Source organism: Enterococcus raffinosus (assembly GCF_018917525.1).
GTDB lineage: Bacteria > Bacillota > Bacilli > Lactobacillales > Enterococcaceae > Enterococcus_A > Enterococcus_A raffinosus_A.
In genome coordinates this window covers 1-13,411 of record NZ_JAHLOS010000065.1, presented here as the reverse complement: position 1 = coordinate 13,411, position 13,411 = coordinate 1, and the positions used below count along the sequence as shown (strand labels likewise).

The window sequence follows — 13,411 nt, the reverse complement described above, 5'->3', positions numbered from 1 at the left end:
GCGACTGCCCATAATTCCCGTCAAAAAACCAAAACACCAGCAGAGGAAACTGAACCAAGCGCTGCCGAACAATCCCCAGAAAAAGAAAAAACTCCGAAAAAAGCGATAGCTGCGACTGCCAAAAAGCAGACATCTACACCTGTAGCGGCTACTTTGCCGGAAGAAGCGTCGAAGCAGACTGCTGCAAGTAACAATACTTCTCTAAAGAAAAATACTACCCTAAAGAAAAACCAACCAAGCCCTACGAGTCCGCCGAAAAATACCAACACGTCCGACAGTCCGTCATCGAATCCTGAACCGAAGAAAAAAACAGCTGGGAATAAAGCCAATGAGCTGTTGGACCAACCAGACACGTCTTATAAACGTTTGGGCAAAAGTGAAGAACAAATTCAGAGCAACCGAGACGGTAGAAAGATGAAGAATAAAGTGAATAATGCGCTGGGGCGGAGTAAGAACCGGAAAAGGAATAAAAGGAAGTAGTGCGCTGTTTTTAACAGGCAGTACAACTCTGTTTGTTGGCAGCGAAAGTTCGCGAATAAACGGTTTTCTCTGATCTGAGGCCATCCAATGACAGATTATTTTTTAGGAAGGACTTTTCAAGTTCTAGTCTTTCCGCTAAACTAAATGTTTAGAGAAAATAAATCTATTGGAGGAAGAGTATGCCAAATTGTCCTATGTGTCAGTCAGAGTACACTTATGAAGATCGCGGCTTATTTGTTTGCCCGGAATGTGGTCACGAGTGGTCTGAAAGTGAAGTTGTTGAAGAAGGGTTAGTCGTTAAAGATAGCAACGGCAATCAATTACAAGACGGTGACAGTGTAACCGTTATTAAGGATTTGAAGGTCAAAGGTGCTTCTGGTGCCATCAAGCAGGGAACGAAAGTTAAAAACATTCGTTTAGTTGAAGGCGATCACAACATTGATTGTAAAGTCGACGGCTTCGGGCCAATGAAGTTGAAGTCCGAATTTGTTAAGAAGTTATAAGTTAGAGAGATTCTTAGAGTTGTTTTCATAAAAAATTCACGGCTTTCATGCTAAACTAAGCTTAGGAAACTGTTTATTTCAAACAGTACAATTATCTTTGATTAGAGGAGAATGTTTATGTATGGGTATGGATCATTTTATAATTTTCTAGATCCCACGTTTCTATTAGTTATCGCCGGACTAGTCATCTCTGGACTTGCTTCTGCTTATGTCAATTCGACGTTTCGTAAATATGATGAGTTTCGCAGCAGCAAAGGTGTTACAGGGACTCAAGCAGCCGAGTACATTTTGCGCAGTCAAGGGATCACGGATGTCGGAGTTCAGCAAATCGCCGGAAATCTGACTGATAATTATAATAGCGGGAATAAACTGTTGAGCTTATCGGAAGCAACGGCACAATCGACTTCGGTTGCTGCTATTGGTGTGGCGGCGCATGAGTGCGGACATGCCGTTCAGGATGCTAAAAACTATTTTCCGTTGAAATTACGGGCAGCGATTGTACCTGTAGCCAATATCGGTTCGACGCTTTCTTTTCCATTGATTATGTTAGGTGTCATTATGAGCTGGAACCAAACATTGATCAATATCGGAATCTTGGCTTTTTCATTGGCGTTAATTTTTCAGCTGGTGACACTGCCAGTCGAATTTGATGCCTCAAGACGTGCGTTGAGTATTTTGCGTGATGGAAATATGTTGGCAGAAGACGAACTGGCGGCTGCTCGAAAAGTTTTAATGGCCGCAGCGTTGACTTATGTCGCAGCAGCATTAGCAACATTTCTACAATTATTACGACTGGTATTGCTTTTTGGCAATCGGAGCCGCGATTAAGAACCGACGACTTGTCGGTTCTTATTTTTTTGTGTTCAAGCCTATGAAGCGTGCGCTTTCAATCACAAGTAGTTCTTATTATTGATATTTTTAAGAGTGTGGTATCATGAAATAAAGGAGCTGATACCATGAAAAGATCGACCAAAGTCAAAATCGGAGTAGGCGTTATCGTTGCAGCCAGTACTGCTACCGCTGTAGTCGCTTCTGGGAAGCTAATTGAAAAGGCTCGTCATGTTTCGAATCGCTGTAAAGTGAAGCGTTTTGTGAATGCTAAGTTTGACGGCAGTGAAACACTGCTAGCGATCGTTGATAAACTTTCAGATGAAGATTTAGATAACATCATGAGTATTTTAGACAAGATCAAGAGCGGAAAAAAGCGCGTATCGGTCTATGGTGATTCCATCAAAGATACGACCGAGGATTTGAAAGACCGATTGATGGATTTAGTAGACAAAGTAATGTAAGAAGGTGTGCCAGTGATGGCGCACCTTTTTTTGCTGAAAAACTTATGCTAAAGTAGATTGACCAGCAATCAAGAGAAGTTAAGTGAGGAAAAAAATGGAACGTGAAAGTCAGTTGACGGAAGAAGAGAAAATATATTTTATGCAAGAAGCGATCAAGGAAGCCAGGAAGGCTGAAGAGATTGAAGAAGTTCCGATTGGTGCGATCATTGTCCATCAAGGAAAAATTATTGGTCGCGGCCATAACTTACGGGAGCACAGTCAGGATGCGACGAGTCATGCGGAAATGTTTGCTATTCGTGAGGCCTGCAGTCATTTGGGCAGCTGGCGATTGGAAGAGTGTCAGCTATTTGTTACGTTAGAGCCTTGTCCAATGTGCAGCGGCGGGATGATTTTGTCGCGGGTGGAAGAAGTTTATTTTGGAGCATACGATCCTAAAGGTGGTACAGCGGGAACGTTGATGAACTTATTAACGGATGAGCGTTTCAATCATCGCGCGTATGTCGAAGGCGGTATTTTGGAGGCGGAATGCGGAACACTGTTAACCAATTTTTTCCGTGCCATTCGAGCACGAAAAAAAAAGACTAGCCAAAACGAGTAGAGTTTGTTATACTATTTTTTGCCGAAAGGCAGGACAATGCCGGGCCTGTGAATTGTGTCAGGTCTGGAAGGAAGCAGCACTAAGTAGGATCCGGCATGTGTCTGATATAGATGACATTACAGCAGACTTTTGGGTCTGCTTTTTCTTTTATCCAAATCAACAGGGACTGTCTGGATGGCAGTTCTTTTTTTATAGACTTTTATAGAAAGTCAGAATTAATTGAAGCTCTTTCAAAATAAGCGTAAACTGAGGGTATTAAATTTTGGAGGTGCAACGATGAAAGAGAAGCAGGCGTTTCACATCAACGGCTATTTAGGTTTAGTTGGTTTAATCGTAATTATTGGAATTGGTGGCTGGGGAGTCTTTGCTGGCAGTACTAAGGAAAACTTCGGCTTGATCTTTTTAGGCGTTCTTCTATGGATTATTGCTGCCCTATTCTTAAGCTCTTTAACAATTGTTGGGCCGAATAAGGCGAAGGCTGTCTTGTTTTTTGGAAAGTATCTTGGGACCATTAAAACAAACGGTTTGTTCATTACAACGCCGTTGACGCGAAAAATCCCGGTATCTTTGAAGGTAAGAAACTTTAATAGTTCGTTATTAAAAGTCAATGACTCTGACGGAAATCCCGTTGAAATTTCAGCAGTCGTGGTTTTTCGAGTGGTGGATACGGCCAAAGCGTTGTTTGATGTGGATTACTATTTAGACTTTGTAGAAATTCAAAGTGAGACAGCGATTCGCCATATCGCGACACAATATCCTTATGACACATTCAATGATGATGATTTGACTCTACGAGGAAATACGACGGAGGTATCAGAAGAGTTAGCGGAAGAATTACAAGAACGTTTAGCAATGGCTGGCGTCGAGGTAATCGAGACGCGTTTGAATCATTTAGCGTATGCCACTGAAATTGCCAATGCGATGCTGCAACGGCAACAGGCCAAAGCGATATTATCTGCCCGACAAACAATCGTTGAAGGCGCGGTCACTATGACCCAAATGGCACTGGAACAAATCGAAAACGGACAGGACATTCAGTTTACAGATGACCGTAAAGTTCAGTTGATCAATAATCTACTGGTTTCAATTATCACCGATAAAGGAACCCAGCCAGTGATTAATACAGGGGATCTATCAGAAAAATAGGAGGCCAGCGAATGAAGAAGTTATACATTAAGCAAAAGGTTTTTAGTATCGGTGAAAAGTTTACTGTGGTTGATGAGGACCAACGCCTGCGCTATTCGGTCAAAGGCAGCTTTATGAAGATTCCCAAAACCTTCAGTGTTGAAAATGAACAGGGAAAAGAAGTTAGTCGAATTACCAAAAAGACGATCAGCCTTTTGCCAAAATTCTTTGTCGAGATCAATGGAAAAGAGGCAATTGAAATTTCTAAACAGTTGAGCTTTTTTAAAGCGAAATACTCAATTTCAGCTGAAGACGTGACGGTTAATGGCAACTGGTGGGACATGGATTTTGATGTGTCACAAAAAGGACGCAAGGTTGCGGAGATAAACAAGCGCTGGATTTCATGGGGCGATACCTACGAGATTACGATTTTAGATGAAGCATTAGAAGAATTGATTATTTCACTAGTCATTGCGATTGATTGCGTGAAGGAGGATGAAGCAGCAGCTTCGTCGACATCAAGCTAAAAAATTATCCCGTTGTTGATTGGAAACTTTCAACAACGGGATTTCTTTTGTAAACAATAGCTTAGAAAAGAGTGATCTCTTGCAGTGCTGGATTCTCAATCGCAAGTAACTGCTCTTTGATTATAAGACCTTCTTCCCTCGAACCGGAATATCCCACCAGCTTGCCATTTTTTCCGATGACGCGATGGCAAGGGACGAGGATTGGCAAAGGATTGTGGCGATTGGCTTGACCGATTGCACGAACTGCTTTGGGATTCTGGATTTTCTCAGCGACCGTCAAGTAGCTGCACGTTTCACCGTAAGGAATCTCTGTCAACGCCTGCCAAACTTTTTGCTGAAAGTCCGTTCCACACGTAAAAGCATAGGGTACATCAAATTCCTTGCGAGCACCTGCTAAGAATTCCAAAAGCTGTTTCTTTGCTGTTTGCAGAATTTCTTGATTGGCTAAGGGGCTTTCATCGATTGGAGTATAAGAAATCCCGATTAAGGCATCTGGACTAGCATCTAACCAGATCGTACCGAGAATAGAGTCAAATTTCATACTTTCACCTGCTTTTTTAGCGAACGAGTTCGTTCAGCCTTCTTGAGCTATATGTTACTATAGATGGAACAAGAAGAGTTGAAAAGAGGTAGAATAATGGAAAAAATTATTCTTTTACATACCAATGATCTTCATTCCCATTTAGAGAATTGGCCAAAGCTTCGCCGTTTTTTACTGAACCGCAAACAGGAGGAAACAGCGAGCAAGAGAATCATTACCGTTGATCTTGGCGATTTTGTTGATCGCTGGCATCCGCTGACAGAAGCGACCAACGGTCAAGCCAATGTTCAATTGATGAATCAAATTCATTACGATGCGGCGACTATCGGGAATAATGAAGGCGTAGGAAACTCAAAGGCGGAGTTGAATCATTTATATGATCAGGCGAACTTCGATATCCTTTTAGATAACCTCTTCGATAAGCAGACCTTGCAGCCGCCAAAATGGGCGCAGCAATCTAAAATAATTACGACCGAACAGGGAACGAAGGTTGGATTGTTGGCCTTCACAGCTCCCTTCCCGTTAACCTATAATCCCAATGGCTGGGACATTCGCCAAGTAATGGATATTTTGCCAGATCTTGTTTCAGAGCTTCGTCCAAAAGTTGATGTGCTCGTATTGATGAGTCACTTGGGGATTAGTGTTGATCGGCAAATCGCGCGAGAACTGCCGGCGATTGATGTGATTCTAGGTTCTCACACGCATCATTTATTTGAAACAGGTGAAAAGATTGGTGATGTGCAGCTAGCAGCGGCGGGAAAATATGGTTATTATGTTGGCGAAGTTCATGTGACACTTGATGACCAGCACCGCATCCAGAAAACCACCGCTCGCGCCTTTCCTACAGAAAAAATGCTCGAGCTGCCGGAAGATCAAGAAGAGATTGACGGGTATCTGACAGAAGGGCATCGGTTGTTAGCGGATAAAAAAGTTGCTGACATCCCTTTTACCATGAGTACGAGTCTGCAAACGGCACATCCGATGATCGACTATACACTGGCTGCCGTTAAAGAAGCAGCCAAGACTGAAGCAGCCGTGTTGAACTCAGGATTATTTCTAACCGATGTTCCTGCTGGAATCGTAAATCAAGATCAGCTACATACGGCATTGCCGCATCCGATGCATCTAATCAAAGTAACGTTGGATGGAAATAATTTGATTCGGCTGATTTTAGAAATGGAAAAGAATCGTCATTTCTTAATCAATTTTCCTGTGATAGGGATGGGCTTTCGCGGCAAAATTTTTGGTCATCTGGTTTATGATGGTATCGAATATGATCGAGTGAATCATCAAGTTCGTTGGTTAGGAGAGCCGGTTGATCCGGAGCTGGACTATACGCTGGCGACGGTGGATCATTACATGTTTGTCCCATTTTTTCCAACGATTGAAATTGCGGGACGCTATGAATTTTTATTTCCTGATTTTATCCGCAGTGTTTTAGGGGACTATCTCCACACTCACTATCCAATCAAATAAAAACAAGGTATAATAGCAAACAGGTGGTGAAACGATGGCAAAAGAAAAAAGAGACAAAAAAGAACAGAAAAACAATTCAGAAAAAACAGTCACAGAAGAATTGACTGAGGTCTTAGATGAAATCGTTGAGACACCCGCTGAAGAAAAGAAAAAAGGTGAAACCGTCGTATTTGTCGATGACAGTAATCTTTTGATTGGTGAACGCCAATACCGCTTAGTTAGAAATTATCGTGAAGGCTTTGATGCCGAACGTTTAGGTGAACGCTTTAGTGAGGTCTTGACACGCTATGATTACATTGTTGGTGACTGGGGCTATGACCAGTTGCGCTTAAAAGGCTTTTTCCGGGAAGACGATCGAAAAAGCTTGCCGGAGCAACGGATTGATACATTAGAAGATTATTTGTATGAGTACTGCAATTTTGGTTGTGCTTATTTTGTCTTGGAGCGGACAGGCGGCAAACGCCAGCAGACTCGGAAAAAACGCAAGCGGAAGCGCAAAGATAAGCCACAAGCATACGTGGAAGAGAAAAAGGTTCCAGTAACAAATAAACCAAAGAAAAAACCAATAATCAAGAACCGGCAGCCGAAAAAGGAAACACCGGCAAAGACAAAAGAAAAAGACGAGCGCTTTGTGATTCGTCAAAGGGAAGAGTAATAGGATGTACAAAGGATATTTGATTGATCTAGATGGAACGATCTATCGCGGAAGCGAGCCGATCCCTGCTGGCCGCCGCTTTGTTGAGCAATTGCAGGCGAACCAAATTCCATTTTTATTTTTGACCAACAATACGACAAAAACACCAGAGACAGTAGCCAATCGATTAGCAAATGAATTCTCGATCCATGTGGGTCCGGAGACTGTCTATACTGCGACACTTGCCACGATTGATTACATGGATGATGCAAACAAAGGCAAGAAGGTCTATGTCATTGGAGAACCTGGCTTGATTGATCCGATTTTAGCTGCTGGGTATGTTTGGGAGGAAGAAACTCCAGATTATGTGGTGGTAGGACTAGATACAGATGTTACTTATGAGAAATTTGTCGTTGCAACTTTGGCGATTCAAAAAGGTGCGACCTTTATTGGAACAAATCCTGATAAAAATATCCCTACTGAACGTGGTTTGCTGCCGGGCGCTGGCTCGGTGATTGCCATGATCGAAGCCTCCACGCAACAAAAGGCCATCTATATTGGCAAGCCAGAAGCGATCATTATGGAGAAAGCAGTAGAAATCTTAGGCATGGAAAAAGCAAATGTGCTGATGGTGGGAGATAATTACACGACCGATATCTTAGCGGGAATCAATAATGGGATTGATACGCTTTTGGTATTGTCAGGCTTTACGCAAAAGGCAGATGTCCCAACCTTACCAGTACCGCCGACTTATTTAGTCGAATCGTTAGATGAATGGCGTTTCAATGAAGAATAAGTGGCTGGAACGCATCGGGTTGATTTGCCTGCTAGTGACTTTGCTGACGCTGGCGATTACGCTGACGATTAATGCTCGCTGGCTCTATCAGTTTGATATCGGACATTTGGACCTGTTAGACTATACGTCACTTTCTGAAAAAGAGCTGCTGCATAACTTTGATCAATTAATGCGTTATTTGAACTTACCTTGGGTAGAGACGCTTAAAATGACCGATTTCCCAGTCTCGTCTAGTGGTGCATTGCACTTTTATGAAGTCAAAAAGCTGTTCTTACTGAATTACGGCTTATTACTAGTGACCGTTATACCTAGCATTCTCTATGTACGTCAGTTAATGAAACAACAGTGTTTGTGGAGGCTGATTCAACCATTCCGTATTGCTGTTGTTGTACCGATCGTGATCGCGTTTTTGATGGCAGTGAATTTTGATCGCTTCTTCGTGATGTTTCATGGAGTCTTTTTCAATAACGACGCATGGATTTTTAATCCGGCAACGGACCCGATCATTAATGTGCTGCCAGAGACGTTTTTCCTGCATTGCTTCATTTTATTTTTCGTATTACTAGAGATTTTTTATTTCTTGCCGATCTATTTTGGTAAAAGAGCATTAAAAAAAGAGCGTTAAGCTCTTTTTTTTGTTGTTCTTATTTAACGATTGAATCTAATCTGCGAGGATGCTCATGTGCTAGGCGGCTAGCAGCTGACGCGGCGATTGCTCCAACAAGATCATCCAAAAAAGTATGGACATGAACGCCATCGTGCTCATTAAGCTTCTTCAGGATTCCAGGCTTCACTTTATCGATGTAGCCATAATTTGTGAAGCCGATAGAACCATAAACGTTGACGATTGAGAGCGCCATGATTTCATCGATTCCATAAAGGCCTTCATCCTCTTCAAGGATGTTTTGTAAAGGATAGTCCAGCTTTTTTTGTTCAGCTAACTTATCCAGCTCGATCCCAGTGATGATGGCATTGTGTACCTCACGCTTGGTCAATACACGGTTCACACTGTGGATACATAATTCGATGTCTAGTTTTTCAATATAATCTTTTTGTAAAAAGAACACTAAGTCTGCAATATCTCTAATAGTGACTCCGCGCTCCTCAAGAAGTTCACGAGCTTTTTGCTCAAGAGCCGTCGTTTCAAATACCATATTGTACCTCCTTTTTAGTTTGTGCAGCTGACATTGCACGGCATGTCCTCCAGCTGAAGCTAGATTTGTGGAAATAGGCTGGTGCTGTGTCCGGGCTGCGTGCGGTTTTTAGGATTTATATAATGCAGGGCATTATTGACAGCAGTCGGGGCTTCTCCCATTCCTGTGGCGATCAATTTCACCTTGCCGTCATAGGTAGAAATATCACCGCAAGCGTAGACACCAGGAATTGAGGTGCGCATATCCGATTCAACTAGGATCGCCTGCCGCGTACTTTCTAGTCCCCACGATCTTAAATGATCCAAGGAAGAAGAAAAACCGTAATTGACGATCAAGTAATCCACATTTAATGTAATTGTCTCATCACTTTTTGCCTTTTGTAAAGTCAAATCTTCCAAATCTTGTCCGCCATGAAGTTCTTTAAGAATATAGGGCGTGTAGATATTGACTGACGATTCCTTTAGTTTTTCGACACTGTGCTCATGTCCGCGGAAATTATCCCGGCGATGAATAATCGAAACTTCGGCCGCAATCGGCTCTAGCATTAACGCCCAATCAATCGCGGAATCTCCGCCGCCAGCGATGGCCACTTTCTTACCAGCATATTTCATCAGATCATTGATGTAATAATCAATTCCGTGATTTTCAAATGTATCCGCATCATCGATCATTAATCGTCTTGGCTGAAAGGAGCCGTTACCGATAGCCAGCACTACTGATTTTGTATAGTGAGTATCCTTCGTGGTAATTAATTCAAGATAGTCCTCATGTTGCTTCAATTCTAAAACTTCTTCTTCTAAGCAATAAGTATGGGAAAAAGTCCGTAATTGCTTCTCCAAATTGTTTACCAGATCCGCCGCTTTAACGATCGGGAATCCAGGAATGTCGTAAATATTCTTCTCAGGGTAAAGTGTCGTCAGCTGTCCGCCTAGTTGCGGCAAACTATCGATCAGCTTTGTTTTCGCTTGCCGTATTCCGGCATAGAACGCCGCAAACATACCGACTGGTCCTGCACCCACAATGGTTATATCAAAAATTTCCATATCAACACCCTTTCTTTCCATCGATTGTAACAAATAAATGAGAGAGAAAGAAACGCTTGGCTTGTAAAGGTGGCAAAACGCAAAAAGTTTGTTATGATGGACACAGCAAAAAAATAAAGGAGGACATTGAAGTGACTCAATTTCCACAATTAAACTTAACAGAAGAAAAAGGTCCTAAAGCGACAATCAAAACTAATATGGGTGATATCACGGTTCAACTATTTCCTGAAGAAGCACCAAAGACAGTTAAGAACTTTATCGAATTAGCGAAGAAGGGCTATTACGATGGTGTGATTTTTCACCGTGTCATTCCTGATTTCATGATCCAAGGGGGCGACCCAACCGGTACTGGCATGGGTGGCGAAAGTATTTATGGTGAGAAATTTGAAGATGAGTTTTCACGAAATCTATTTAACCTGCGTGGCGCATTATCAATGGCAAATGCTGGTCCGAACTCAAACGGCAGTCAATTCTTTATCGTGAACAATCAAAATGTGCCAGCTAATATGATGGCACAATTAGAAGAAGCTGGATTCCCGGGAGAAATCGTTGAAACTTATAAGCAAGGTGGAACACCTTGGTTAGATTTCCGTCATACGGTTTTCGGTCATGTGGTTGAAGGCATGAACGTGGTTGATGAGATTGGTGCTGTAAAACGTGGCGCGCAAGATAAGCCTGTGCATGATGTTGTCATCGAATCCATCGACATCACTGAATAATAAGAATGATTAAAAAAAAGTTCCATGCTCGGCAAGTTGAACATGGAACTTTTTTTAGCTTAAAGCCGTTACGATTCGGTTTAACCCTTCTTCCAAAACTACTCGCGGACAGGCGACGTTCAAGCGCATATGCTGCTTCCCGCTTGGCCCATAGCTAACCCCTGTATTTAAGACAACCTTGCCTTTATGGACGAAGCGCTCTTCTAATTCCTTATCAGAAAGATCATATTCCGAAAAATCCAACCACAATAGATAGGTTCCTTCAGGCTTCATGATTTTTACCTTTGGCAGCTGTTCTCGGAAAAAGTTCATTGTGTAAGCGATATTGGATTGTATATAAGGTAGCAGTTCGGCTAACCATTCTTCACCCGTTTCATAAGCCGCCTCCATACCAACTAAACCAAAGGTATTAATTTCTTGCTGGAAGTTTTCCTCTTGCTTACGAGTTAATTGTTTACGCAGCTTCTCATTTTTGACAAAAACAACGGAATTTTTGATTCCCGCTAGATTAAAGGTTTTTGTCATCGAAGTAAATTGTAAGCTAAAGTCGCTAAAGCCATCGCCTGCATTAAAAAATGAAGTCATTTTATTCGGCGGGAACACCAAATCCTGATGAATCTCATCGCTTAGGACAAGCACTTGATATTTTTGGCAAAGTTCGCCTAATTGATAAAGCTCCTTCTTCGTCCAAACTCTTCCACCGGGATTATGAGGATTGCATAAAATCATAACTTTTACCTGGTGTTGTTTGAATTTTTCCTCCATGTCAGCCAAGTCCATTACAAAATGTCCATTCTCCTCAACTAACTGGCTTCGAACCAATTGCCGACGATTCGTCGTAATGATGTTTGCGAAAGGAGGGTAAACAGGATCGTGGATTAAAATTACGTCATTTGGCTTTGTGAGGGCTTGAATCGCTGTGGTAATTCCTGCTAAGACACCAGAGAAAAAAAGAATCTCTTCTTTTCTTATGGCAAGATTAAAGTGTTCTTGCTCCCAATTGCTGATAGCGGTATAAAGTGTTTCAGGTGTATCAGCATAACCTAAGATTCCATGTTCTAACAATTTTTGATAGGCTTGTAAGACGCCAGCGGGTGCTTTGAAATCCATGTCGGCAATCCACAACGGCAAAAGGTTCTCTTCATTATAGGACTTAAGGATCGCATCCCATTTGACGCTGTTAGTGCCAAGACGATCAATCGGTTGTTCAAAATTTGTCATTTCTCTTCCTCCTGATGACTAACTTCAATTTTGTTTATAAATACAGTATAATGAAACATGCGAAAAGAGGGAAATGAATGGGATATAAAATTGGAGATATTATCGAGGGACAAGTTACTGGCATTCAGCCATATGGTGCGTTCATCTCATTAGATGATCAGACACAGGGGCTAGTCCACATATCAGAGGTACAGTCTGGTTATACCAAAAACATCCACAGCTTCTTAGAGGTTGGCCAAGTGGTGAAAGTTCAAGTCATCGATATTGATGAGTATACAAAAAAAATCAGTTTATCTTTGCGAACGCTGGCAGAGCATTCCGCTGAAGTGCCTTACCATCGGAAACGTTACTTTACAAATCGCAATAAAAACATCGGCTTCCGTTCCTTAGAGAAAAACATGCCCGCTTGGACGGATGAGGCAATCGATTTTCTTTTGAAAGATCATATTGAAAATTAGCGCTTATTTTATGCAAAGAATATCTTTTTTTCTGAAAACGTGATACAATGATTCCGATTTACGATTAGCTTTTGCAGAGGTGAAAATTGTGACAAAACAAGTGTCAGGAACAATCATGTTGCATTTAGAAGATGGATCGAAGCGTTTTTTAGTTCACGAAATAGGAAAAGAGAAAGAATTTGCTCGCACTGATACCAAAGCCGAAAACACCGTTTTAGCTAGTTTTTTGAATTTCTTGAAAGCTACACTACATATTAATGTTAATGATATTCGGCTAGTCGAATTAACGAATACACAATCACACGGCGCCAGTTTACCGCTGTATGTGTTTGAAATGGCTAGCGAAGAAGCAACAGAACTCCCTGAAGGATTTGCTTGGGAGAGCCCAGACAGCGTCAGAAAAATCCTTGGAACGATCGAAATTGAAGGTGTACCATTATTTGAATAAACACTAAAAGAAGCTTATGAAAAATAAGTTTCTTTTTTTTGAAGAAAATAGTTGACCGTTGAATGATTAAGTGGTAAATTAATAAACGTTGCTAATGCAGCAAAAGCCGAACGATGAATTTTGAAATTAAAAAAACTTCAAAAAAGTTGTTGACATTTGCTTGGCAAGCTGTTAAGATATAAAAGTTGCTGAAACAAAGCGACAAACAATGTAGATCTTTGAAAACTGAACGAATAAAACAAACCAAATGTGTAGGGCGCTTCTATTATATAGAAGCAAACAACATAGCAAGCAATATGCTAGCAAGTCAATTATTACAATTGAGCTTAACAGTCGCAAGACTGTTTCAAACACTTTTTATGAGAGTTTGATCCTGGCTCAGGACGAACGCTGGCG

17 protein-coding genes, 1 other RNA gene and 1 pseudogene are annotated in these 13,411 nt (G+C 41.6%); 15 read left to right on the top strand and 4 right to left on the bottom strand.

The genetic code is table 11. The annotated features are described in order from the left end of the window. From KQI58_RS21835 to KQI58_RS21800, 8 genes and pseudogenes are all read left to right on the top strand, one after another. Window positions 1-480 (top strand): annotated as a pseudogene (locus KQI58_RS21835) (hypothetical protein); the annotation flags it as partial. 179 nt (window positions 481-659) lie between these two features. Then, on the top strand, window positions 660-983 hold the full coding sequence (locus KQI58_RS21830; protein WP_216411044.1) for a zinc ribbon domain-containing protein YjdM: 324 nt from the start codon (window positions 660-662) through the stop codon (window positions 981-983). 117 nt (window positions 984-1,100) lie between these two features. Continuing rightward, window positions 1,101-1,811 (top strand): zinc metallopeptidase, encoded by a 711-nt coding sequence (locus tag KQI58_RS21825; RefSeq protein ID WP_216411043.1) that lies wholly within the window; start codon window positions 1,101-1,103, stop codon window positions 1,809-1,811. Window positions 1,812-1,939: 128 nt separating this feature from the next. Then, window positions 1,940-2,275 (top strand): hypothetical protein, encoded by a 336-nt coding sequence (locus KQI58_RS21820; RefSeq protein WP_016179811.1) that lies wholly within the window; start codon window positions 1,940-1,942, stop codon window positions 2,273-2,275. Window positions 2,276-2,369: 94 nt separating this feature from the next. Further along, window positions 2,370-2,873 carry a tRNA adenosine(34) deaminase TadA gene (gene tadA, locus KQI58_RS21815; protein ID WP_216411042.1) on the top strand — a complete coding sequence of 168 codons (504 nt, stop codon included), beginning with the start codon at window positions 2,370-2,372 and terminating at the stop codon, window positions 2,871-2,873. A 26-nt stretch (window positions 2,874-2,899) separates the two neighbouring features. After that, window positions 2,900-2,983: signal recognition particle sRNA small type (ffs, locus tag KQI58_RS21810), an RNA gene on the top strand. A gap of 166 nt (window positions 2,984-3,149) precedes the next feature. Further along, on the top strand, window positions 3,150-4,019 hold the full coding sequence (locus KQI58_RS21805) for an SPFH domain-containing protein (RefSeq protein ID WP_216411041.1): 870 nt from the start codon (window positions 3,150-3,152) through the stop codon (window positions 4,017-4,019). Between the two features lie 11 nt (window positions 4,020-4,030). After that, window positions 4,031-4,525 (top strand): LURP-one-related/scramblase family protein, encoded by a 495-nt coding sequence (locus KQI58_RS21800; protein WP_216411040.1) that lies wholly within the window; start codon window positions 4,031-4,033, stop codon window positions 4,523-4,525. Window positions 4,526-4,586: 61 nt separating this feature from the next. On the opposite strand, the gene KQI58_RS21795 is transcribed toward KQI58_RS21800, so the two are convergent. After that, window positions 4,587-5,066 carry a methylated-DNA--[protein]-cysteine S-methyltransferase gene (locus KQI58_RS21795; RefSeq protein ID WP_216411039.1) on the bottom strand — a complete coding sequence of 160 codons (480 nt, stop codon included), beginning with the start codon at window positions 5,064-5,066 and terminating at the stop codon, window positions 4,587-4,589. A gap of 96 nt (window positions 5,067-5,162) precedes the next feature. Between KQI58_RS21795 and KQI58_RS21790 the strand changes: the two genes are divergently transcribed. Genes KQI58_RS21790 through KQI58_RS21775 form a run of 4 tightly spaced genes read left to right on the top strand, consistent with a single transcriptional unit; the run spans window position 5,163 to window position 8,597 of the window. Then, window positions 5,163-6,542: a bifunctional metallophosphatase/5'-nucleotidase gene (locus KQI58_RS21790; protein WP_216411038.1), complete on the top strand. Its 1,380-nt coding sequence runs from the start codon at window positions 5,163-5,165 to the stop codon at window positions 6,540-6,542. Window positions 6,543-6,576: 34 nt separating this feature from the next. Next, entirely contained in the window at window positions 6,577-7,197 is a 621-nt protein-coding gene (locus KQI58_RS21785) for a YutD family protein (protein WP_216411037.1), read from the top strand. 4 nt (window positions 7,198-7,201) lie between these two features. Next, on the top strand, window positions 7,202-7,972 hold the full coding sequence (locus KQI58_RS21780; RefSeq protein WP_216411036.1) for a TIGR01457 family HAD-type hydrolase: 771 nt from the start codon (window positions 7,202-7,204) through the stop codon (window positions 7,970-7,972). Further along, window positions 7,962-8,597 (top strand): TIGR01906 family membrane protein, encoded by a 636-nt coding sequence (locus KQI58_RS21775; protein ID WP_216411035.1) that lies wholly within the window; start codon window positions 7,962-7,964, stop codon window positions 8,595-8,597. Before KQI58_RS21780 ends, KQI58_RS21775 begins: the two co-directional genes overlap by 11 nt. Before the next feature lie 19 nt (window positions 8,598-8,616). On the opposite strand, the gene KQI58_RS21770 is transcribed toward KQI58_RS21775, so the two are convergent. Further along, on the bottom strand, window positions 8,617-9,126 hold the full coding sequence (locus tag KQI58_RS21770) for a phosphatidylglycerophosphatase A family protein (RefSeq protein ID WP_216411034.1): 510 nt from the start codon (window positions 9,124-9,126) through the stop codon (window positions 8,617-8,619). A 59-nt stretch (window positions 9,127-9,185) separates the two neighbouring features. Beyond that, complete coding sequence (locus KQI58_RS21765) at window positions 9,186-10,169, bottom strand: NAD(P)/FAD-dependent oxidoreductase (RefSeq protein WP_216411033.1); 984 nt, start codon at window positions 10,167-10,169, stop codon at window positions 9,186-9,188. 131 nt (window positions 10,170-10,300) lie between these two features. Between KQI58_RS21765 and KQI58_RS21760 the strand changes: the two genes are divergently transcribed. Then, entirely contained in the window at window positions 10,301-10,888 is a 588-nt protein-coding gene (locus KQI58_RS21760; RefSeq protein ID WP_216411032.1) for a peptidylprolyl isomerase, read from the top strand. Window positions 10,889-10,942: 54 nt separating this feature from the next. On the opposite strand, the gene KQI58_RS21755 is transcribed toward KQI58_RS21760, so the two are convergent. Then, window positions 10,943-12,109, bottom strand: coding sequence for a MalY/PatB family protein (locus KQI58_RS21755; protein ID WP_216411031.1), 1,167 nt, complete (start codon window positions 12,107-12,109; stop codon window positions 10,943-10,945). Between the two features lie 77 nt (window positions 12,110-12,186). On the opposite strand from KQI58_RS21755, the gene KQI58_RS21750 reads away from it, so the two are divergent. After that, window positions 12,187-12,567, top strand: a complete 381-nt coding sequence (locus KQI58_RS21750; RefSeq protein WP_216411030.1) for a CvfD/Ygs/GSP13 family RNA-binding post-transcriptional regulator — start codon at window positions 12,187-12,189, stop codon at window positions 12,565-12,567. Between the two features lie 85 nt (window positions 12,568-12,652). Continuing rightward, window positions 12,653-13,015, top strand: coding sequence for a hypothetical protein (locus KQI58_RS21745; RefSeq protein ID WP_367397961.1), 363 nt, complete (start codon window positions 12,653-12,655; stop codon window positions 13,013-13,015). Window positions 13,016-13,411: the final 396 nt, after the last annotated feature.

Coding starts and splice junctions, on each gene's coding strand:
- KQI58_RS21800 (WP_216411040.1), top strand. CDS start 4,031: ATGAAGAAGTTATACATTAAGCAAAAGGTTTTTAGTATCGGTGAAAAG.
- KQI58_RS21765 (WP_216411033.1), bottom strand. CDS start 10,169: ATGGAAATTTTTGATATAACCATTGTGGGTGCAGGACCAGTCGGTATG.
- KQI58_RS21820 (WP_016179811.1), top strand. CDS start 1,940: ATGAAAAGATCGACCAAAGTCAAAATCGGAGTAGGCGTTATCGTTGCA.
- KQI58_RS21785 (WP_216411037.1), top strand. CDS start 6,577: ATGGCAAAAGAAAAAAGAGACAAAAAAGAACAGAAAAACAATTCAGAA.
- KQI58_RS21780 (WP_216411036.1), top strand. CDS start 7,202: ATGTACAAAGGATATTTGATTGATCTAGATGGAACGATCTATCGCGGA.
- KQI58_RS21755 (WP_216411031.1), bottom strand. CDS start 12,109: ATGACAAATTTTGAACAACCGATTGATCGTCTTGGCACTAACAGCGTC.
- KQI58_RS21830 (WP_216411044.1), top strand. CDS start 660: ATGCCAAATTGTCCTATGTGTCAGTCAGAGTACACTTATGAAGATCGC.
- KQI58_RS21795 (WP_216411039.1), bottom strand. CDS start 5,066: ATGAAATTTGACTCTATTCTCGGTACGATCTGGTTAGATGCTAGTCCA.
- KQI58_RS21805 (WP_216411041.1), top strand. CDS start 3,150: ATGAAAGAGAAGCAGGCGTTTCACATCAACGGCTATTTAGGTTTAGTT.
- KQI58_RS21790 (WP_216411038.1), top strand. CDS start 5,163: ATGGAAAAAATTATTCTTTTACATACCAATGATCTTCATTCCCATTTA.
- KQI58_RS21825 (WP_216411043.1), top strand. CDS start 1,101: ATGTATGGGTATGGATCATTTTATAATTTTCTAGATCCCACGTTTCTA.
- tadA (WP_216411042.1), top strand. CDS start 2,370: ATGGAACGTGAAAGTCAGTTGACGGAAGAAGAGAAAATATATTTTATG.
- KQI58_RS21770 (WP_216411034.1), bottom strand. CDS start 9,126: ATGGTATTTGAAACGACGGCTCTTGAGCAAAAAGCTCGTGAACTTCTT.
- KQI58_RS21750 (WP_216411030.1), top strand. CDS start 12,187: ATGGGATATAAAATTGGAGATATTATCGAGGGACAAGTTACTGGCATT.
- KQI58_RS21775 (WP_216411035.1), top strand. CDS start 7,962: ATGAAGAATAAGTGGCTGGAACGCATCGGGTTGATTTGCCTGCTAGTG.